This is a genomic window from Roseinatronobacter monicus, from assembly GCF_006716865.1.
GTDB classification, from domain to species: Bacteria; Pseudomonadota; Alphaproteobacteria; order Rhodobacterales; family Rhodobacteraceae; genus Roseinatronobacter; species Roseinatronobacter monicus.
This window is the reverse complement of sequence record NZ_VFPT01000001.1, coordinates 1,939,789-1,962,060: the sequence shown is the minus strand read 5'-3', so window position 1 is coordinate 1,962,060 and position 22,272 is coordinate 1,939,789. Positions and strand designations below refer to the sequence as shown.

At 58.4% G+C, this 22,272-nt stretch carries 13 protein-coding genes; 11 read left to right on the top strand and 2 right to left on the bottom strand.

The window, feature by feature from the left end:
* Position 1 precedes the first annotated feature (1 nt).
* The 7 genes from BD293_RS09285 (at position 2) to BD293_RS09255 (ending at position 11,934) form a co-directional block, all read left to right on the top strand.
* Positions 2-2,296, top strand: a complete 2,295-nt coding sequence (locus tag BD293_RS09285) for an aldehyde dehydrogenase family protein (protein WP_142081100.1) — start codon at positions 2-4, stop codon at positions 2,294-2,296.
* Positions 2,297-2,366: 70 nt separating this feature from the next.
* Entirely contained in the window at positions 2,367-3,404 is a 1,038-nt protein-coding gene (locus tag BD293_RS09280) for a zinc-dependent alcohol dehydrogenase family protein (RefSeq protein ID WP_142081097.1), read from the top strand.
* A 90-nt stretch (positions 3,405-3,494) separates the two neighbouring features.
* The gene (gene purQ, locus BD293_RS09275) at positions 3,495-4,163 is read left to right on the top strand and encodes a phosphoribosylformylglycinamidine synthase subunit PurQ (RefSeq protein ID WP_142081093.1); all 669 of its coding nucleotides are present in this window, start codon (positions 3,495-3,497) and stop codon (positions 4,161-4,163) included.
* A 136-nt stretch (positions 4,164-4,299) separates the two neighbouring features.
* Entirely contained in the window at positions 4,300-5,985 is a 1,686-nt protein-coding gene (locus tag BD293_RS09270) for a sensor histidine kinase (protein WP_246086361.1), read from the top strand.
* Between the two features lie 81 nt (positions 5,986-6,066).
* Positions 6,067-7,398 carry a sigma-54-dependent transcriptional regulator gene (locus tag BD293_RS09265; RefSeq protein WP_142081089.1) on the top strand — a complete coding sequence of 444 codons (1,332 nt, stop codon included), beginning with the start codon at positions 6,067-6,069 and terminating at the stop codon, positions 7,396-7,398.
* Between the two features lie 688 nt (positions 7,399-8,086).
* Positions 8,087-10,972, top strand: a complete 2,886-nt coding sequence (locus tag BD293_RS09260; protein ID WP_142081087.1) for an Rne/Rng family ribonuclease — start codon at positions 8,087-8,089, stop codon at positions 10,970-10,972.
* Between the two features lie 143 nt (positions 10,973-11,115).
* Positions 11,116-11,934, top strand: a complete 819-nt coding sequence (locus BD293_RS09255) for a cytochrome c biogenesis CcdA family protein (RefSeq protein ID WP_142081085.1) — start codon at positions 11,116-11,118, stop codon at positions 11,932-11,934.
* A 64-nt stretch (positions 11,935-11,998) separates the two neighbouring features.
* On the opposite strand, the gene BD293_RS09250 is transcribed toward BD293_RS09255, so the two are convergent.
* Positions 11,999-12,430 (bottom strand): DUF1489 family protein, encoded by a 432-nt coding sequence (locus tag BD293_RS09250; RefSeq protein WP_142081083.1) that lies wholly within the window; start codon positions 12,428-12,430, stop codon positions 11,999-12,001.
* A 115-nt stretch (positions 12,431-12,545) separates the two neighbouring features.
* On the opposite strand from BD293_RS09250, the gene BD293_RS09245 reads away from it, so the two are divergent.
* On the top strand, positions 12,546-14,810 hold the full coding sequence (locus tag BD293_RS09245; protein ID WP_142081081.1) for an adenosylcobalamin-dependent ribonucleoside-diphosphate reductase: 2,265 nt from the start codon (positions 12,546-12,548) through the stop codon (positions 14,808-14,810).
* A gap of 1,227 nt (positions 14,811-16,037) precedes the next feature.
* Positions 16,038-16,874: a reverse transcriptase domain-containing protein gene (locus tag BD293_RS09240; RefSeq protein ID WP_170207094.1), complete on the top strand. Its 837-nt coding sequence runs from the start codon at positions 16,038-16,040 to the stop codon at positions 16,872-16,874.
* A gap of 164 nt (positions 16,875-17,038) precedes the next feature.
* On the opposite strand, the gene BD293_RS09235 is transcribed toward BD293_RS09240, so the two are convergent.
* Positions 17,039-18,295, bottom strand: a complete 1,257-nt coding sequence (locus tag BD293_RS09235; protein WP_142079999.1) for an ISL3 family transposase — start codon at positions 18,293-18,295, stop codon at positions 17,039-17,041.
* Positions 18,296-19,142: 847 nt separating this feature from the next.
* On the opposite strand from BD293_RS09235, the gene BD293_RS09230 reads away from it, so the two are divergent.
* Positions 19,143-19,829, top strand: a complete 687-nt coding sequence (locus BD293_RS09230; protein ID WP_142081077.1) for a PDDEXK family nuclease — start codon at positions 19,143-19,145, stop codon at positions 19,827-19,829.
* 179 nt (positions 19,830-20,008) lie between these two features.
* Positions 20,009-22,264, top strand: coding sequence for a Mu transposase C-terminal domain-containing protein (locus BD293_RS09225; protein ID WP_170207093.1), 2,256 nt, complete (start codon positions 20,009-20,011; stop codon positions 22,262-22,264).
* The last annotated feature ends 8 nt before the right edge of the window (positions 22,265-22,272 follow it).

Below are 22,272 nucleotides of genomic sequence, written 5' to 3'. Positions count from 1 at the left end.
CATGCCCACCATCACGGAGATACTGGACACAATGGACTATGGCCCCGCCTTGGAAAGTGATGCCATCGCCCGCGACTGGCTGGCGCGTGGCCCGTTCGGGCATTTCATTGGTGGAAATTTCACCCCGCCCGGCCAAATGTTTGAAACTCGTGACCCCGCAAGCGATGCCGTGTTGGCGCAGGTTACCCAAGGCACGGACCAAGATGTGGACGCCGCTGTCAGTGCCGCACGCGCCGCCTTTCCCGCGTGGTCGGGTTTGCCTGGCCATGCCCGCGCGCGCCATATCTATGCCATTGCCCGCCAGATCCAGAAACGCGAGCGTCTGTTTTCTGTGCTGGAGTGTCTTGATAACGGCAAACCCATCCGCGAGGCGCGCGATATTGATGTGCCTTTGGCGGTGCGGCATTTCTATCATCACGCAGGCTGGGCCGAACTGGTAGCCGAGGAATTTGCAGGGCAGGGGCCGCATGGGGTTTGCGGGCAGATCATTCCGTGGAACTTCCCGCTGCTGATGCTGGCGTGGAAAATCGCGCCTGCCTTGGCGGCGGGCAATACGGTTGTGCTGAAACCCGCGGAATACACGCCGCTGACAGCACTTCTGTTTGCAGAAATCTGCATCGAGGCGGGCCTGCCTGCGGGGGTGGTGAATATCGTCACGGGCGATGGCACGACCGGGGCTGCCCTTGTGGCGCATGAGGGTGTGGACAAGATCGCTTTCACTGGATCGACCAATGTGGGCCGCGAAATCCGGCGCGCCACGGCAGGGACGGACAAGGCGCTGACGCTGGAACTTGGCGGCAAGTCGCCTTTTATCGTGTTTGCAGATGCCGATCTGGATGCCGCTGTCGAAGGGGTGGTCGATGCCATCTGGTTCAATCAGGGCGAGGTGTGTTGTGCCGGATCGCGCATTCTGGTGGCCGAAGCCGTCGCAGGGCAGTTTGAAGCGAAGCTGCGCGCACGCATGGGCGGGCTGCGCGTGGGCGCGCCGTTGGACAAATCCACCGATATTGGCGCGATTGTGCACCCGCGCCAATTGGTGCGTATCCACGATCTTCTGGCACAAGGACAGGCCGCAGGCGGTGTGCTGTATCAGGGACAAGCCCCGAACGGGTGCTTCTGCGCCCCTGCCTTGATGGTTGAAGTGTCGCCCGCAAACCCTTGCGTTAGCGAAGAAATATTTGGCCCCGTTGCTGTGATGATGAGTTTCCGCACCCCGGATGAGGCGGTAGAGCTGGCCAATAACACGCGCTACGGTCTGGCCGCCTCGATCTGGTCAGAGAACCTGACACAGGCGATGGATATTGCCGCGCGCGTCAAGGCGGGGGTGGTCTGGATCAACGCAACCAATCTGTTTGACGCCAACGCACCCTTCGGCGGTACGCGCGAAAGTGGTTTCGGGCGCGAGGGCGCGCGCGCAGGGATGGCCGCCTATCTGCGACCGGCGCGGGCAGACGCAAAGCCGGTTGCGCCGACACCGCTCGCCCCTTTGCCGCAAAGCGCGTCCATTGGCGGTCTGGACCGTACCCATAAGCTGTATATCGGGGGCGCGCAGAAGCGGGCGGATACTGGCCAAAGCTATTCCGTGCTCGCGGGCGACACACTGCAAGGCCATGCGCCCTTTGGCAGCCGCAAGGATATTCGCAACGCGGTCGAGGCCGCGCATAAAGCCAGCGCTTGGACCGCGATGAGCGGCCACCAACGTGCGCAAATCCTCTATTTTCTGGGCGAGAACCTTGTCGCGCGGGCCGACAGCTTGTGCGCATTTGCGCCACGGTCTGAGATTGACGCCAGCATTGCCCGCGCCTTCTACTATGCCGCATGGGCCGACAAATTCGATGGCAGCGTGCATGACACGCAAAGCGCCCATGTCACCCTTGCCATGAAAGAGGCATTTGGCGTTATGGGTCTGGTCTGCGGCGAAGAGGCACCGCTCTTGGGGTTTCTCTCGCTGGTGTTGCCCGCGATTGCGATGGGCAACCGTGTGATCGCCACCCCGTCGCAATCCGCACCTCTTGCTGCACTGGAACTGGCGCAGGTGTTGGCCATTTCCGACATTCCGGCGGGTGTCATCAACATCGTCTCAGGGCCGGTGGCGGATCTGGCACAAACACTGGCCGCGCATGATGATGTGGCGGCGCTGTGGTGCGCGCAGCCCGCAGTGGCGGAAATGGTCGAGCGCGCCTCGGCGGGCAATCTGAAACCTGTCTGGCAGGTAAGTGATCCGCTGGGGCAGGGGCGCGACTATCTGAATGCTGCAACCCAGATCAAGACCATATGGGTGCCCTACGGCGCGTGAGTGTGGGCAGTTGACGCTGCCTGCCTTTGCGGGCAGCTTGCGGCTAGGGCAGGAATTTGGGAGAGCACTCATGCGCGCAGCCGTCTTACGCGAATACAGCAAGGATCTGAGCATCGAAACCGTCGCGGACCCTGTCTGCGAAGAAGACGGTGTCGTTTTGCGCACACTTGCCTGCGGGATTTGCCGGTCTGACTGGCATGGCTGGGTGGGGTCACATCCACGCGTGAAACCGGGCCAGATTCCGGGCCATGAATATTGCGGCGAAGTGGTCGAGGCCGGACCGCGCAGTGGCTGGGCCGTGGGCGACAAGGTGATTGCGCCGTTCATTCTGGCGTGTGGGTCTTGCCCCGCCTGCCGGTCTGGTGTGTCGAATACCTGCCCTGACCAGCGCCTGCCGGGCTTTATCGAGCCGGGTGCCTTTGCCGAATATATCGGCGTGCCACATGCCCATAACCTTGCGCGCTTGCCGGGCAATATGTCGCCAGTTCTGGCGGCGGGTCTGGGGTGCCGCGTGACAACGGCCTTTCACGCGCTGACCGACCGCGCGGCCTTGCGCCCCGGTGAATGGCTGGCGGTGCATGGCACGGGTGGCATCGGGCTGGCCACGCTGATTCTGGGCCGTGCCTTGGGCGCGCGCGTGGTTGTGGTCGACATCGTGCCGGAGAAGCTGGACCATGCCCGCGCCTTGGGCGCAGAGGCGGCGCTTGATGCGCGCGACGGCGATGTGGCGCAGGCGATACGCGATCTGACAGGCGGCGGCGCGCATGTCTCGGTCGAGGCGTTGGGCATTGCCCAAACCACGAATGCGTCGCTTCAGTGCTTGCGGCCTTTGGGGCGCCATGTGCAGGTGGGCATGCCTGCGGGCAAGGCAGTGCGCATGGAAATCGACATGGGCGCTGTGTATCAGAAAAACCTTGCGCTGTACGGCACGCGCGGGATGCCTGCGCATAAATACCCGTCGCTTTTGGGTATGATCGCAGGCGGGTTGGTTGATTTCACGCCGATGATCGGGCGTGAAGTGGGCCTGTCACAGGCCGGCGCCGAACTTGCGGCCTTTAATGGCCCGATGCCGCCCGGCGTGGCCGTGATTGCGGATTTCCACGCCTGAGCGCGCTGCTTTCTCTTTGCGCCGGACGTGCAATCACGCTAGAGGACAGATAAACCAGTCCAGAATCCAGCCCAGACGGAGCCTTGCGCGATGAAAGCTGCTGTCATCACTTTTCCCGGATCAAATTGTGACCGCGACCTTGCTGTCGCATTCGAACAGGCAGGCGCAAGCGTAACGCGCGTCTGGCACAAGGACACAAGCCTGCCTGACGGGATTGATATTGTCGGTGTGCCCGGTGGTTTCAGCTTTGGTGATTACCTGCGCTGCGGTGCCATTGCGGCGCGGTCCCCCATCGCGCAGGCCGTTTCGCGGTTTGCAGAACAGGGCGGGCATGTTCTGGGCATTTGTAACGGGTTTCAGGTGTTGCTGGAAATGGGTCTTTTGCCCGGTGCATTGCTGCGCAACGCCCATTTGAAATATGTGTGCAAACCCGTGGGGTTGCGGGTCGAAGCTGCGGATACACCCTTCACCACAGGGTATGGCGTCGGCTCCGAGATTGTGCTTCCGATTGCGCATCATGATGGCAATTATACTGCCGATGCAGAAACACTGGCCGAATTGACGGGCGAGGGGCGCGTTGCCTTTCGCTACACCGCCAACCCCAATGGGTCCGTGGATGATATTGCCGGGATTGTGTCCGCCAACCGGCGCGTGTTGGGAATGATGCCGCATCCCGAACGCGCCTTTGCACCGATACATGGCGGCACAGATGGGCGGCGCATGTTTGATGGGCTGATAGGCGCTTTTGCGCCCGCCTGATCGCGGCGCGCGCGCGCCGCGCTTGAGCGGGCGTAGCAAAGCTCGTATTCTTCACGCTATGGTCAACGCGCCCGATCTTGACAACCGCCGCACCAGTATTCTGGGCATCCCCCTGTGGGGGCGCGTAATCGTTGTGATGCTGGTTGCGGTGGCGCTTGTCAGCACGTGGTTTCTCAATGCGTTTCTGTCGGAAAGTTTCACCGAGTCGACGCGCAACCGCGCCGAATTGCGGCTGGTTTTGTACTCCGGCAATATCCAGTCAGAGTTGCAGCGCAATTCGGTTGTGCCCTTGCTTCTGGCGCGTGACCCGGACCTGATTTCGGCACTGCGCGAAGGCAGCTTTGCGACCACATCGCAGCGTCTGATTGACCTGCAATCTGAAATCGGCGCGGCCACAATCGAATTGCTGGACAATGCGGGGCGTGTCGTCGCCGCTACAGATCGCAATCAACTGGGCAAAAGCCGCAACTCAGAGGCCGCGTTCGTCGAGGCGCGGCGCTCCAGTGACACAGCTTTTCTGGTGCAGGAACTGGACAGCGGCGGCTTCGGGTTTTCCTTCGCGCGCTCTGTCCGGCAAGGCTCTGAGGTGGTGGGCGTTGTCATCGTCGGCGCTGATCTGACGAAGTTTGAACGAAGCTGGGCAGGCTTTGCCGACGCGGTCGCGCTGATGGATTCAAGCGGGCGTGTCATTCTTGCGACGGAACCGCGCTGGCGTGGCCGGTCCCTTGAAGAAGCCTTGGCCCTGCGCGATGCGCCCTCGGCGATTGCGCGCGCGCTGCGTGTCACGGCCGATTGGGCACAAAGCCCGCCTGATGCCTTTGTGCGCGGCGAGGCTGTGCTGCAATCCGAAGTCAGAGTGCCGTTTCGCGGCTGGCGGCTGGTCAGTTTCACCCGCTACGATTCTGTGCGCGAAAGCGTCAACGCCGCACTTGCGCTGTTGTTGACGGGGTTTGCGCTGTTGCTGGCGCTGGTATTCTACATTGTCAGCCGCCGGGCTTGGTCACAATCGGCGTTGTTTCAACAGGAATCGGAAGAACTGCGCGGATTGAATGCGCGGCTTCAGCGCGAAATTGCGGCGCGTGTGCGGGTGCAAAAGGATCTGGCCGTGGCCGAACAGACCTTGGCGCAATCGTCCAAGCTGGCCAGTCTGGGCGAGATGTCCGCCTCGGTCAGCCATGAGTTGAACCAGCCACTGGCGGCGATGAAAACCTATCTGGCGGGCGCGCGCCTGCTGCTGAAAAGCAAACGCTCGGAAGAAGCGCTGGCCTCGTTCCAGCGGATTGATGATCTGATCGACCGGATGGGCGCGATTGCGCGCACGCTGAAATCCTTTGCCCGCAAGGGCGGCGAGGCGTTCGCCCCCATTGATCTGCGCACCTGTCTGGCCGACGCGCTGACCATGATGGAGCCGATGTTGCGCGACAGCCGCGTTCTGGTCGTGCGTACAGTACCGCCCGAACCCGTGATGATCCGCGGGGATACTGTTCGTGTCGAGCAGGTGATCCTGAATCTTGTGCGCAATGCTGTCGATGCAACTTGTGGCGTGAACAGCCCGCAGATCGACATCATCATCAGTCAGGGCGAAACGGCAAAACTGACGGTGCGCGACAATGGCGAAGGCATCAAGAACATTGATAGCCTGTTTGAGCCTTTTTATACCACCAAACCTGCGGGCAAGGGTGTCGGGCTGGGGCTGGCCATCTCATCAGGGATCGTCAGCGACCACGGCGGGCGACTGACGGCCCTGAATGCCCCGGATGGTGGCGCGGTATTCGAGGTGGAATTTCCCCGCGAAGGGGTGCAACTTGATGCGGCAGAGTAACGCCAACGTGCCTGATGCGATCTTGCGTGTCGGGCGCAAACGGGTTCAACAGGGACAAACACGACATAAGGGAAGACCAACATGAGCCGTCAGATGCGTGTGGCGATCGTCGATGATGAGCAGGATATGCGCCAGTCGATCAGTCAGTGGTTAGCGCTTTCAGGATTTGCGACCGAAACCTATGCCGATGGTCAGGAGGCTTTGGCCGCGATTGGCGCAGATTTCCCTGGCGTTGTTATCACGGATATCCGCATGCCCAATCTGGACGGGATGGGATTGTTGAAGCGGCTTGTTGCGCTGGACAGCACTATTCCTGTTATCATGATTACCGGCCACGGCGATGTTCCCATCGCGGTCGAGGCAATGCGCCTTGGCGCGTTTGATTTCCTCGAAAAGCCTTTCAACCCGGAAAAAATGATGGCGCTGGCTGAAAAGGCGGTCAAGAAACGCAGCCTTGCATTGGAAGCGCGCGCCTTGCGCAATGAATTGTCCGATGGCACGACAATCATGCGCCGCCTTGTTGGCGCGTCCGAGGTGATGCAGCGCTTGCGTGAGGATATTCTTGATATCGGGCAGGCGGATGGCCATGTTCTGATTGATGGCGAAACCGGAACCGGCAAGACGCTTGTGGCACATGCGCTGCACGCAGTCGGGCCACGCGCATCGCGCAAGCTGGTGTCAATCAGTTGTGCGGGCCTGTCGGATGATGTGCTGAGCGCGCGCCTGTTCGGCGTCAGTGACGATGGTGCGGGCAAGCCCTTGGTTGAAGAGGGGCGTGGCGGTACGCTTGTTCTGGAAGATGTCGAAAGCTTGTCAGAGTCGATGCAGGCGCGGCTGCTAGGACTGATCAATGATCTTGGCACACCGCCCGAAACCCGGATTGTCGCGGTCTGCAACACCCACCGCGCCGATCAGACGATCGAGGATGCCTTGCGCCCTGATCTGTATTACCGGGTTTCCGCGCATAAAATTACCTTGCCGCCCCTGCGGATGCGCGGTGAGGATATTTTGGCACTGTTCACAACATATCTGGACCGCTTTGCCGATGAATATGGCTGTGCCGTGCCGGAATTGTCGATGCCAGAAGCCGCGCAGTTGCTACAGGCACCATGGCCCGGAAATGTCCGGCAGTTGGTCAATATCGCCGAGCGCGCCGTGCTGCAAAGCCGCCGCGAGGAGGGGGGGCTGATGTCTCTCATCATCGCCGACAACGAGGCCACGGGCGAGATGATGACGACCGAAGGCAAGCCGTTGAAAGACCATGTCGAGGCATTCGAGAGAATGCTGATCGACAACACCATGCGCCGGCACAAAGGCTCGATCACTTTGGTGATGGAAGAGCTGCGCCTGCCGCGCCGCACGCTGAACGAAAAAATGGCGAAATACGGCTTGGTCAGATCGGATTATGTCTAAGCAGAGCGCGCCGCCGTCGACCCCAAACAAGATGGCGGCCCTTGAACGGATGGGCCTTTGCGCGGCTGGTTGTGTCGGGGCGCGATACAAAGGCCGCACGTACATGTCCGGTCCTGCACCGAATTGCGGGCGCTGATCGAGGTGATCCATGAGCAGGCACAGGATATTCGCGCAACCCGCCGTGAAAATGGTTTGAAAAACAGGCGCTAAGCACGCCTCATGGCGTGAAAAACAATCACAAGTGGCGGGCAAGGCAAAATCTTCATTGTGTTTGCCTGCCTTTCCCCCCTATTGTAGCGGTGTAAAGATGTGTCCTGAACCGCAGGACAGATCCGAGCGAATTTCGCTGCATGGGCAAACTGGCGCGCTGGTCGTCTCCCGCATCGCCCTCATGCAGATGGATCGGCCGAAAGGCTTTGGCGTCTGTGTTGTCAGAAGTGACACGCGGGCAAGACAAGAACCGAGCCGCAGTCATGCGGCGAAACAGGAAACGCGATGACAGCTGTCGCACGCATATTGCCCGTCGCCCCGCCAAGGACAGACCTTGTGGGCGCACTTGCGGCTATAGAGCGAGCATTTCTGTCACCCGCACAGACAAGTCACGCCGCTGCATGTGTTGCGCCAACTGTCCTTGCCGAACGGCACAGGACAGGCGCGCTGCATGCAAGCTGGCGCGCATTGGACATACATGGCTCAGAAAATGCTGATAGATGCCACCCACGCGGAGGAAACCCGCGTCGTGGTGGTCGATGGAACCAAGGTCGAGGAATTTGATTTCGAAACCGCCAGCAGGCGACAGCTTGCAGGCAATATCTACCTTGCAAAAGTAACACGGGTCGAACCCTCGTTGCAGGCTGCTTTCGTAGATTATGGCGGAAATCGCCACGGCTTCCTTGCTTTCAATGAAATCCACCCCGATTACTACCAAATCCCTGCTGCGGATCGTGCCGCCCTTCTGGAAGAAGAGCGCGCGCTAGCTGCTGATGGCGATGATGACGACAACGCAGATGCGGCCCCCAAAGGCCGCAAGGGCGTGCAGCGCAGCTCTAACCGGCGCAAGTCAGAGGCGAAGCCCGCAAAGGTACAAGCCCCCGATCAGGTTGAGAAGCGCGCAGTCTCGGGCATGGATATCGTCGAGCCTGAGGGCGAAGAAGATGACCTGATCGCGGAAAATTTTGGCGTCACCACGCCAGAGGTTGGCGACGCCAAACCACAACCGCAACCGGACGACAGTGAGACCACTGAAGATGAGGACGTCTCGTCATCAGAGGCCGATCAGGAAGAGCCGTATCGCGCAGCCGATCATGCCACTGAAATTGATGACCAGATCGAATCTGTCTCTGATGGCGACGCCAGTGAAGAAGTGCGCCCGCGCCGCAAGCCGCGCATGCGCCGCTACAAGATTCAGGAAGTCATCAAAGTGCGCCAGATCATGCTGGTGCAAGTGGTCAAGGAAGAACGCGGCAACAAGGGCGCGGCACTGACGACATATCTGTCCCTTGCCGGGCGCTACTGTGTGCTGATGCCAAACACCGCGCGCGGGGGCGGGATCAGCCGCAAGATCACAAACGCGGCGGACCGCCAGAAGCTCAAGGCCATTGCAGGCGAATTTTCCGTGCCCGAAGGGGCAGGGCTGATTATTCGGACCGCAGGCGCGAACCGCACCAAGGCCGAGATCAAGCGCGACTACGAGTATCTGTTGCGCCTGTGGGAACAGATCCGCGACCTGACGCTGAAATCCATCGCACCCACCCCGATCTATGAAGAAGGCGACCTGATCAAGCGCACCATCCGCGATCTGTACAACAAGAACATCGACGAAGTTCTGGTTGAGGGGGAAGCGGGCTACCGCGTTGCCAAGGACTTCATGAAGATGATCATGCTGTCCCACGCCAAAAACGTGAAGCTGTACCAAGAACAGATGCCGCTTTTTGCGCGCTATCAGGTCGAAAGCTATCTGGCGGCCATGTTCAACCCGACTGTGCAATTGCCTTCGGGTGGTTATATCGTGATCGGCATTACCGAGGCATTGGTCGCCATCGACATCAACTCTGGCCGGGCCACACGCGAAGGTTCCATCGAAGAGACGGCGCTCAAGACCAATATGGAAGCTGCCGCCGAGATTGCGCGCCAGTTGCGTCTGCGCGATCTGGCAGGTCTGATCGTCATTGACTTCATCGACATGGAAGAGCGCAAGAATAACGCGTCGGTCGAGAAACTGCTTAAGGACAAGCTGAAGCATGACCGCGCCCGCATTCAGGTGGGCCGTATTTCAGGCTTCGGGCTGTTGGAAATGTCGCGCCAGCGTTTGCGCCCCGGCATGTTGGAAGCCACCACACAGCCTTGCCCGCATTGTCATGGAACGGGTCTGATCCGGTCTGACGACAGTATGGGCCTGACAGTGTTGCGCCAGATCGAGGAAGAGGGCACACGCGGCCGCTCGCTTGAAGTTCTGGTGCGTGCGCCTGCCGCAGTGGTGAATTTCATCATCAACTTCAAACGCGAACATCTGGCACAGATCGAGGCACGCTACGGCATGGCGGTCCGGCTAGAGGCCGATCCGCATATGATCAGTCCCGATTTCGCCATTGATAAATTCAAGACCGCGACCCGCGTTCCGGCCCCGCAGGCCGATGTTGTCTCGATCAGCACGACCCTGATGCCCGATCTGGAAGAAGAAGAGGATCTGGTCGAAGAGCAGGCCATTGAAGAGCCGCAGGTCGAAGCTGCTGCCGAAGCCGATACCCAGCCGCGCAAGAAGCGGCGGCGGCGCAGGCGGCGGCGCGGTGGCGGTCAGAATGGTGACAGCGACAACGATACGCCACAAGAGGCGGCCAGCGACACGGCACAACCTGCCGATAGCCCTGAGGCCGAGGCCGAGGTTCAGCCCGTTGCTGCAAGCGCGCCAGCGCCCGAAGCCGCTGCCCTAGAGGCACCGGAAGACGCAGCACCCGCCAAGCCCAAGCGCGCACCCCGCAGCCGGTCCAAGAAAGCCGCGGCGGCCAAGCCCGAAGCACAACCAAGTGTTGAAGCTGAGGGCACCGTGGCGGATGCTGCAAGCACAGACGCAGATGCGACGGCGGCCCCAGACGCAGAGGCCGCACCCGCCAAGCCCAAGCGGACCCGACGCAAGGCTGCGCCGAAAAAGCCAGCCGCCGCTGAGGCCGAAGAGGCGAAGGCCACCCCGCCGGAAGCTGCGGAAAGCGCTGCACCACAGCCTGCCGCGCAGCCAGAGCCTGCCGCCCAAAGCGAGAACGTGCAGACTGTGCCAGACGAATCGGACGCACAAACGGCTGAGGTATCTGTCCCGGTCGCCGATCCGGTCGCGCAAACCCCTGAGGTCACTCCGTCAGAGGGCGCACCTGCACAGCCAGACCCAGCGCCCGAACCGGAGCGCGCGCGCGATGCGCCAGCCAGCGTGCCCGCAGATGCAGATGCATCCGCACAAGAGGACGCGCCCATCGAGAACTTGGCCGAGGCCGAGGAAACGCCTGCTCAGGAGGCGGCGGAAGCAGAAGAAAAACCTGCCAAGCCAGAGAAAAAGCGCAGTGGATGGTGGTCCTTGCGCGCTTGATAGAAGGGCGGGCCATCCGTGCATGGCCCGCCAACACCTCTGCGGCATAGTTTCGCACGGCACATAAACGTGACACTGGACCACGTGACGATTGGGGCTGAGCCGCGTATCTGTCATCGTACCCCAAATAAGAAGGCAGGGTGATGTTCGGGATAGATGTGTTTGACGTGGGCCTGATAGCCGCGCTGATGATTGCCTTCGGGGCAGGGGTGCTGTCGTTCCTGTCGCCCTGTGTCCTGCCGATTGTGCCCCCCTATCTGGCCTATATGGGCGGCATCTCGATGCAAGAGCTGACAGAGGAAGGCAAGACAAGCCGCAGGGCCATTCTGCCCGCACTGTTTTTCTTCATGGGACTGTCGACGGTTTTTCTGTTGCTGGGGTTCACCGCCTCGACGATGGGGCATCTGTTCTTGCGCAATGCCGAACTGTTCGGCCAGATTGCCGGTGTGGTGGTGATCGCGTTTGGTCTGCATTTTCTTGGCTTTTTCAGGCTTATGGCACGGGCGGTAGAGCGGTCTTTGCACAGCGCCAATCTGGCGGCCCCGGCGCTGTTGTCGGGGTCTTTGCTGTCGCGGGATATTCGGTTTGATGCAGGTGACAGAGGGGGCTCGGCCTTTGGGGCCTATGTGCTGGGACTGGCCTTTGCCTTTGGCTGGACCCCGTGTATCGGGCCGGTTCTGGGCGCAATCCTGACCATGGCCGCAACCGAAGCAACCGTGACGCGCGGAACTGCGATGCTGGGCGTCTATGCGTTGGGGCTGGGGTTGCCATTCCTGCTGGCAGCGATTTTCGTGCAGCGTTCAATGGGGCTGATGTCACGGCTCAAGCGGCATATGGATGTGATCGAAAAGGTCATGGGGTTGTTGCTGCTGATTGTCGGCATCGCTTTGGTGACAGGCGCGTTTTCCGCGTTTTCCTGGTGGTTGCTGGAAACCTTTCCGGCGATGCAGCGACTGGGATAAACCCGCCAACCGACGGGCTGGCCGCCGATGTCGGATTGAGTATTTGAAGCAAGAAAATGAGGAATTACTGCAACCCGAGATCCGCCAGCGCGGCATCCAGTTCCGGGGGCAGTTCATCATCGCCCACGCGCGCTTTTGGCAGGTCGGGTGGTGCGTCTTCCGGTTTGAGATAGCGCCAGCCCTGAAAGGGTCGTTTTGTGGCCCCAGCGGTCCGGATCACATCGGGGTCCAGAACGATAGCGCAGCGCAGAATTCCATCCGCGCCTACGACCTCATCCAGGCGCAGGATACGCTGGCGCGCAAGGACCACACCCTTGAACACCCAATAGAGCGAGCCGCCGGACAAGATTTCACCCGCGCGTTTGGGCCGCATGCGTGTGACATGGCGCGGCAGACCATCTGAACCTTGCGCGCGGGGGGATTGTTGCCACGCGATCAGGTCTTCGACCTGTTCTGCACCGACGCAGAGTTTGATCAGATGGATGCATTTGCTCATACGCCCCTTCTAGCGCGCATGACACTGGCGGCAAGGGGGGTAAATGCGTTGACCCGCGCGCAGCAGGTGCTTATCTTGTGGGTCTGCCCTTTCCATGCCCCAAAGGATGCCGCGCATGACCCGTTTTGCTGCCCCGATCGCTGAACAGATATGGGACATGAAATACCGGCTGAAAGACGCCGCAGGCGTGGCGCTGGATGAGAGTGTCGAGGATACCTGGCGCAGGGTGGCCCGCGCCTTGGCATCGGTCGAGGATGACCCCGCATTGTGGGAAGAGCGGTTTTATGCGGTGCTTGAGGGGTTCAAGTTCCTGCCCGCAGGGCGGATCACCGCAGGTGCAGGCACGGGCCGGTCGGTGACCCTGTTCAACTGTTTCGTCATGGGCACGATCCCCGACAGCATGGGCGGAATCTTCGAGATGTTGAAGGAAGCGGCATTGACCATGCAGCAGGGCGGTGGGATCGGGTATGATTTCAGCACTGTCCGGCCCAAGGGCGCCCCTGTCAAAGGCGTCTCTGCCGATGCATCGGGACCGCTGTCTTTCATGGATGTCTGGGACGCGATGTGCCGCACGATCATGTCGGCAGGCTCGCGCCGGGGTGCGATGATGGCGACGATGCGGTGCGATCACCCGGATGTCGAGGATTTCATCACCGCCAAGCAGGATGCCGCGCGTTTGCGGATGTTCAATTTGTCAGTCTTGGTGACAGATGACTTTATGGAAGCTGTGAAAGAGGATGGTTCCTGGGATCTGGTTTTTGAGGGGCGCGTCTACCGCACTGTTCAGGCCCGCGACCTGTGGAACCGGATCATGCGCGCGACCTATGATTTTGCCGAACCGGGGGTGATTTTCATCGACCGGATCAATGCCGCCAATAACCTGAATTATTGCGAAACAATCGCTGCAACCAACCCCTGTGGCGAGCAACCCTTGCCACCTTACGGGGCGTGTCTGCTGGGGTCGGTCAATCTGGCACGGCTGATAACAAACCCCTTCACGGCGGATGCTGCGCTGGACGCTGGCGCGCTGGATGATCTGGTGCGCGTGGCCGTGCGGATGATGGACAACGTCGTTGATGCCAGCCGTTTTCCGCTGGATGCACAGGCGCAAGAGGCGCGCGCCAAGCGCCGCATCGGGCTGGGGGTGACCGGTCTGGCCGATGCGCTGCTGATGGTGGGGTTGCGCTATGGATCAGACGCCGCTGTGGCGCAACTGGATGCATGGATGCACGCCATTGCACGCGCCGCCTATCTGGCCAGTGTCGATCTGGCGCGCGAAAAGGGCGCTTTTCCGTTGTTCGACGCCGATGCCTTTCTGAGTTCGGGCAATATGCTTGCGATGGATGAGGATGTGCGCGCGTCGATACGCACCCACGGTATTCGCAACGCGCTGCTGACCTCAATTGCGCCCACGGGGACGATCAGCCTGTATGCAGGCAATGTCAGCTCCGGGATCGAGCCGGTATTCGCATATGAATACACACGCAAGGTCTTGCAAAAGGACGGATCACGCACCGAGGAAAAGGTCGAGGATTATGCCGTGCGCCTGTGGCGCGAGACGCAAGGCGACGCGCCCTTGCCGGAATATTTCGTGAATGCGCAGACATTGGCCCCGATCGACCATGTCCGTATGCAGGCGGCGGCCCAGAAATGGGTGGACAGCTCCATCTCCAAGACGATCAACTGTCCTGAAGATATCAGTTTCGATGCCTTCAAGGACATTTACATGGCTGCGTGGGATATGGGCTGCAAGGGCTGTACAACCTATCGCCCCAATGAGGTGACAGGATCGGTCCTGTCTGTCTCAGAAGCAACTGAGGCGGCACCCATGGCGGATAAAGGGGCCGATGTTGTCTATCTCTCGACCCCCTTTGATCGCCCCGAGGCTTTGGAAGGGCATACCTATAAGTTGAAATGGCCGGGATCAGAACACGCGATTTATGTCACGATCAATGACACAATCATCAACGGCCATCGCCGCCCGTTCGAGATTTTCATCAACTCCAAGAATATGGAGCATTTTGCCTGGACTGTGGCCCTGACGCGCATGATTTCGGCTGTGTTCCGGCGTGGCGGTGATGTGTCTTTCGTGGTGGAAGAACTGAAAGCCGTTTTCGATCCGCGCGGCGGCGCTTGGGTCGAGGGGCGCTACATCCCGTCCATTCTGGCTGCCATCGGCGGCGTGATCGAACAGCATCTGATCCGCATTGGCTTCATTGCGGGCGAGGGGTTGGGCCTGAAGGCCGATCCAGAGGCCGCCAAGCTGGTAGCAGGCGAAGCCCCGCGCGGGCGGGCCTGCCCTGCTTGTGGAGCGTATGAACTGGCAATGATTGAGGGCTGTATGACCTGCCGCGCATGCGGGCATTCGAAATGCGGCTGAACTGGGGTAACGGTATACCCTGTTCCGACAGGCAGTTATCAGCCTTTTTGGACAAAAGATTTGCCTTTTATAGGGTCTATTTTTTCCACTGGAACATAAGGCACTGAAATTAAAAATAAAAAACGCCGCCCCAGGGGGTGGCGTTTAGCTGATCTAGGGACGTGAAAGTAAACGAAAGCGTCTCATGCAATCCGGTCTATGTCACGCATCATCCGGGCATAAAGCTCACCAGATCAACGTCTCATCATCACCGAAAAATTGCGCGAAAACTGATCACATACCATCACCCATGCCGCCATACTCTTGCTGGTTATACAAAGTAAAATATGGCCTTGCCCGTCCGACTCTTATTTTACTTTATCGGACGGTGATCGCGTCAAGGTGACGCAGAGCAGCCTTCACGTTGATCGCGTGAACACGGCGCTGCTGTTATATCCACTGCCAGGACTTCTGATCTTACCAATTGTAACAGCCTGACAACCGACAGAGCAGGCCTGACTTCTGATGTGACTATCCCCAAGTTTCCGGAAAACTCTGACTTGTGAGAAATTCCGGATGATTCAGGCAGAGCAAGTCGCGCAGAAGAACAGCTCGTTCATTTTAGGGATCAACTTACTCCGGATGTCCCATAGGGTCTGCGCAACCCAAGCCTATAACTGGTTGCGCTTTCGATGCACCGCCATCCTTTGATGACAAGGATAAGCTCGGGTACCAGCCCTTCAGTTCTGCAGCACGCCCAATACAGACTGGTCGGCTGCTATGCGGGACCTTTCTGCCGTTCGCTGCATCTGCGCAAAAACCGCTCGTGCTTGCGGCATTCTCGATGCGACATGCTGCGTTGCGCGCATCAAAAACGCGCCTCTGGCTGCGCATAACGTGTAAAGCTGTGGCATTTTCGCTACAAAATTTTGGAAATCCCCCCCCCCCCCTCGCAGTAGGGACCGGGGGGTATTCGCCCAAGAAAATATGGTAGTATTAGCGACATGCCGGTGAGATTGCACCAGCAAGAGGTGTGGCGACCGGTCAAGCAGGACGAAACATGTGAAACAGTGGGACCAAATAGGTTTGCCGCGGCTTCGGCCGCTGAGCGTTGCGCGCGGGACTGCGCGGCACGGGGTGTTGCGCTTTGACGCGGGCGACCGACCTACACTGGCAGCCCTCGCAGCGCAGCTCACCAAGATACTGCCTCGCTCTCCCCGTTGCTATCACCTCAAGGGAACAGGCGGCTTGAAAGCGGCTGTCCGCGCCGCAACGCAGGCCCTGCATCAGTATGGCCCGGCCCCTTTTGTCTATCGCACCGATGTGAAGTCTTTCTATGAGACCGTCGATGCCGAAATCCTCCTTGGCAAGGTCGAACGCCACACGCGCGATCGCAACTGTCTGAACCTCTTGGGGCAATACCTGAACATGAGTGTCGAGACCGGCGGCAACTTTGTTGATGCCCCGCGCGGGCTTCGCGCAGGCGGCGCGCCCAGCCCCGTATTGGGGGCGTTCTATCTTTACGATCTCGATTGCGCGATGGCCGCGCAAAAAGATGTGTTTTACCTGCGCTACATGGATGACATCATCGTCATCTCACGCCATCGCTGGCCACTGCGTCGCGCAATCGCGACCATCCAGCACCATTTTGCCGCCGTGGGGATGGTATCGCACCCCGACAAGACCCTGATCGGCCGGATGGGCCATGGGGCGATGTCGGGTGGTGTCAGCTTCCTTGGCTATCAGCTCAGCCTGACAGGCCTGAGACTGTCAGCTGAAACCCTGCATCGGCATATCGAGAAGGCCCGTCGGCTTTATGAGCAGTGCAAGATCCGTCAGCGTCAGGCTGCGCGGGTCTTTGCAGACGGTAACATCATAGCGGATTCCGCGCCAGAATGGCTCAAGAACCGCGCTTATATCACACTCACACCAGACATGCGAAATCCCAGCTACCTCACAGACCGCCTGCGCGCCTATGAGGCAAGGTTTCCCATCTGGGCAAAAGGAGGACTGAATGATGAAGTGGCTTTGCAGGTTTTTTATGAAGCATCTCGAGCGCCCACCACGTCGTGGGAGTTGCAGTAAAAAGTACCTGTGCTGCGCATTGGCGGCGTGTACTATGACTTTTAACTCAGCCGCAGACGCGCTTGAAGTTCCATGGGGCTCGCCGATTGTAGGTGGGGCTGGTCCTGGTGGGTCCACGCAGTATGTGGCTATTTCGCGGTTTGTGTGGGTGGCTTGGTTTCCGTTCATTTGCCTGTGGCACAAGATGTTGTGCGGTAGGGTGACGCTGGTAAGTGGGTGAGATTGCCTGCGATGAGGTATGACATGTTGATGAGGTTGCGGGTTTTGCGATACCCGCGCGCCCGAGCCTTTGCGGCCTGAATGAGGCCGTTGATGGCTTCGACAGCGCCGTTGCTCAGATCGCTGTCAAAACCGTTAAGTATACCATCCCAGTGCGCCTTGAGTGTCAGAGCGAGTTTCTTGAATGCTGGCAGCCTGCTGCGGCGCGCCCATTGAAACCAGGCGGTAAGCCGTTCTTCGGCCTCTGCCTTGGACTCGGCTTCAGCAAAGATGTCGCGCAAAGCCTCTTTCAAGCGAAACGCGCGTCCTGTTTTCAGGTGCATCCGAGATAGATCATGATGCTGTGTGATCTGCCGCTTCGTCCATCTCTTCTTGTCCTTGAGCCACATCCAGCGGCTGTGTTTCAACTCAGGTCTGCTGCGTACTTCGGCGCGGCGAACCTCTTCAAGCGCCACATTGGCCAGTTGGATGACATGGAATGGGTCGAAGGTAACATCCGCGTTCGGCAGATGCTTTGCGACGCCAGAAATGTAGGCCCTACTCATATCGATACAGGCAGCGGAGATGGCATCGGGATCACCGCCATGGGCGCGCAGATCTTCACCGAAAGCCGCCACAGTCTTTGCATCACGTCCTTCACAGGCAAAGAGAAGCCTGCCGGCCAGAAGGTCGTGAAATAGGGTGATGTAATTATGCCCGCGGCGCGCAGCTGTCTCGTCAATCCCAAGGGCGGTCACGGCGCTGAAGTCTTCGCGATCTCGCGCTGACGACACGTAATGGTCAAGAACCCGCCAGAGGCGATCGTCACCAACATCAAGCATATCAGCAACAGCCTTCACCGGCATCTGTCGCACCAGCGCAATCACAAAGGCTTCAAACAACTGACTGAAACCGCTGCCACTGCGCGCCCAGGGGACCGGAACCTGTCCGGTCTTGCTACATTGGCTGCAAGCAACACGTGGCACATCGGCATGGATGAAAGCCTTGTGCTCGAAAAAACGCAGGTGTTCCCAGATCCTGGATCGCGTGTCATGGACGGGCTGATCGGGCGCGCCACAGGAGGGACAAGCAAATCGACTTCCCGCCTTGAAGCGGACGTCAAAGTGGATCTCTTTGAGTTTGGCGTCAAAACGTACGTCCGTGACACTCCACGGAGCCTGCAGGCCAAGAGCTGTCGTGAACAAACTTGTCTCGGGACCCATGAATACCTCCTCATCCGCTGGTTTCAGGAAGCTTCACCCTATCCAAAAAAACTGCCGCAGCTCAACAGGCTCGGCGCGTCTGACGCTGCGATATTTGAGGTCTCCGCGACAGACGCGCCTTATGTTGTGACCACAATATCTGGTAGAAGATTCAATCCGCCGCCCACCAGCAACCCACACAAATCGCGAAGGGACCCCTGTTTCTGAACAATCTTCTGGAAATCGCTCAAGGTAGATTTGGCAAGGCCTGAAAATCACTGATTGCAAAAATTATCACATCTAAAACAATAGGATAGTGGTTATTTTTTCGACGGAAGAAAACCACATCACTTTGTGGCCGTGGTATATCCCTTCCACCATCGATTGGGTCTTCGAATGGAGAGCAAGTTGAACTTTAACAATTCTCTCTAACGCTATGAAAAAAAATAAAAAAAATCTTCCAAATGATGTGAGGATGGTCATAATTTGCTGTACGAGCAGCGGTCTTTCGTACAGCTCAATAGACGCCAAAGCTGAACAGAAAGGATAATTGCGATGACCAGATAGAACCTAAAATCAAACACCCGATCCGCGCCAACGGATCAGGTGTTTGATAACCGAGGCAGACAACAATCCACCATTAACACATTCTGAATAGCATAAGCCGCTCTCAGATTCAAGGATTGCCCTCTGCCCGTTTTGATCGTGTCTCACTGTCTGCCCAATGCGCGCAGGCAATCGGAGACGCATGCGCTGATCGAAAAATTACTCCGGTTTTCCGGAAGCTTGATTGATCTCAGCGCCAGCGAAACAGCATCGGCCTAGTTCCAGGCCGATGGCAGCGACATCAAAAATTGGGGGAATTCCCATGACGTTTCAAACCAAGAAAGCTGGTTTCAGCCTGCCTGCGGCATCAAGAGCCATGCGCAATGTGCCTATGGCTTCTGCCGGTCATTGCACCACCCATGTAGTACTTGGCGATGGTGCCGGTGTGCATGTCCAGGGGGAGAGTATTCTCGAGATGCGGCTTCAGTTTATTCTGAACGCCCGTCGCGAGGTTGCTGACATGCGCGAGCAGGTCCGTTTCTTTTATGGGTGGAATCCTGCGAAGCAGAAGCAGCATGTCTTTGATCTTGTTGTCACTCTCGTTGACGGCACTGTCATCGCTTATGCAATCAAGCCCGAGGTCCGTCTCGAATCTGGACGCTTTATGCAGGAAATGCAGGAAGTTGCATGGTGGGTGCGCACCAAGGGATTCGCGGATGATGTACGCATCATGTCAGATGCAGATATCCAACCTGTTGCACTTCACAATGCGCATATCATTGCTGCGCTGCGAGGCCACGATGATCCGGAGGCTGATCTCATCGCGCATCGGGTTGTGATGGATCTGGAATCTGGTGCAGCTCGAAGCTTGCGATCATTGACGATTGAGACCGGACTCTCTGATCGAGGTTACAGGGGACTGCTTGGGCTGGTGCGGAAGGGAATCTTGGAGCCATTGAGCCATGAGAAAATCCGGCCCGAGACGCTAATGCGTCGAGCCCGAACTTAGGCGGAGGCCCCGGAAGTCCGTTCATGCGCGCTTGGTGGCCCCCCCGAGGGTGGTATCGAAGCCTGCTGAATCCAAGACCCCACTGCTGAACACCCTGACCGCGCGTGATGTCACGCGCGGCAAGGCACCCCTTTATCTCAAAACGGGCTGATTGCCCTGAAAACTTAAGGAACAAACCAATGGCACTTGATTTGATCAACTCCTATCCGACCTTCAGCCTGGACCCACACCACCTTTATATCATCGACTCGCAAGAGTATCGCTTTGCCTATCGAAATACGGAGGCGGTCAGCTTTTCCCTGAAAGACGATCCCACCCGAATTGTTTCATACAGAGTGGGAGATTTGAACCGGATGAACGGGGCAGGGCTCCTTGAGGTCATCCCGATGGGTTTGATTTCGGCCGGCGTGCATCTCGACGCTTCTGTCGAGGATGGCCGCAAGGTTATGGCCAGCTTGTCCGAACAAAGGCGCCAGGCTGTCGATATGAGACACGCGTTCGTCCGTGCTGTTCTCGATCTGCATGAAAGCGGAGAGCTGACTTTGACCGAAGCGTCTATCAAACACCATCAGGCCGCTATCCTCGAGAACGCGAAAGCATATCTTGTGCAGGATTTGCCTAAACCGGAACATGCGCTGGCACTTGAGAAATGGAAAAAAGGGGAAGGGAAAAAACCCAAGACCGGAGCAGTTGAGCGTATCCCATCCGAGAAATCCGCAAGATCAATTTTGGGCTGGGTCCGGAAATACAGGGCAGGTGGAAAGGTTGCTCTGATCGACAGCCGTCATAATCAGGGTAATCGGTATTCCTACTTCCTGCGAGAAGAGAATGACCTGATGGCAAAGGTTGTCCAGAAGGAATACATGACGCTCAATCGCAAGACGATCAAGGTAGTCCATCAAGACCTTAAAAATGCCTTTTTGATTGAGAACGAGCGGCGTTTTGATGCGGGCCAGTCAAAGCTCCGCTGCCCGGGATATGAAACCCTTCGGGTGTTCATCGCGTCCATCGACAAGTTCCACAAGCTGGTTGCTCGGTTTGGTCAAAAGACTGCCCTGAAGAAAATGGGTTCGGTCAAGGCGGGGCTGGAAATCTCTCGTCCACTCGAACGTGTCGAAATGGATGAGTGGAAAATCGACCTTCTGACGCTTTTGAGGCGGAGTGGTCTGCTGGACTTCTTCGGTCAGGACGAGCTTCAGGAAATGGGCCTTCTCGACGAACGTGGCGAATTGCGACAGATGAAACGGTGGTGGTTGGTCGCCTCAATTTGCTGCCGCACTCGCTGCATCCTCGGCATGGTTCTGACGGCAGATCCTACATCCTCGGGTGCCATCAAATGCCTGCAGATGACCATGAGTGACAAGGGCCAATTTGCAGATGCCGTCGGTGCCCTATCGCCCTGGTCCATGTTTGGGAAGCCCGAGACGCTTGCTGTCGATAACGGCGCGGCGTTCAAGTCGATCGCCTTCACATCAGCTTGTATGGATTCGGGAGTGAGCAAGATCGCAACCATCGCCGGTAACCCCGCGATGCGTGGCTGTATCGAGCGTGTGTTCAGCACCTTTCGGATGACCCTGATCCCGCGACTGCCTGGTCGCACTTTCTCGAACAATGTCGAGCGGGGAGATCATCCATCAGAACAGCGGGCATGCCTCAGCATCGATGATCTCGCTTTCATCCTCGTGCGCTGGATTATCGATGTCTATCACAACAGTCCACATGAGGGTCTCGGAGGACGTACCCCTCTGGAGCAATGGGAAGCGGATATGCAGGATGGCAATTATCAGCTTCATTCTGCCCCTAATCTGCGCCAGCGGCGATTGGCATTCGGGCTGGCGACGACACGCAGGGTCCAGAAAGACGGGATCCGGACTCTGAACGTTCAGTATAATTCCGGAGAGCTACACGCATGGTTTCTGAAAAACGGGAACTGCGATGTCGAGGTTCGGTGGCTTGCTGACAACATCGGTGCAATTGAGGTTCTGCTTGATGGAATTTGGGTCGAAGTAGCCGCTGTTTCCAATCTTTTCAAGGATATGGACGCATCCACATGGAATGCAACCCGCAGGGCTTTACGGACGAAAGATCCCAAGCGCGTTGACTGGGAAGAGCATGTAATCATCAAGGCGATCCGGGCGGTTGAGGAAATCAAAAAGAACCAGATGTCGACTCTCAGCATCATTGATCATGTCTGGACACCCAAGCGACTTGCCCAGGCCGATCAAGAAGCATCAGTGTCGATCAATATTGTCCCGACTCTGGAGACCACTTCCGCGAGCAGTGAAGGAATGGGCGTATCGGTAATCCCGGTCGAGCCCCCCAAACCTGTGACAAAAACCACTATCGCCATGAAGGCCGCACCGACGGCGCGGCCAGCGAATGACAAGTGGTCGATCCCAGTAATCGGTAACGACAAGCCTGAAACCAAATCCTGAGGAGAAAT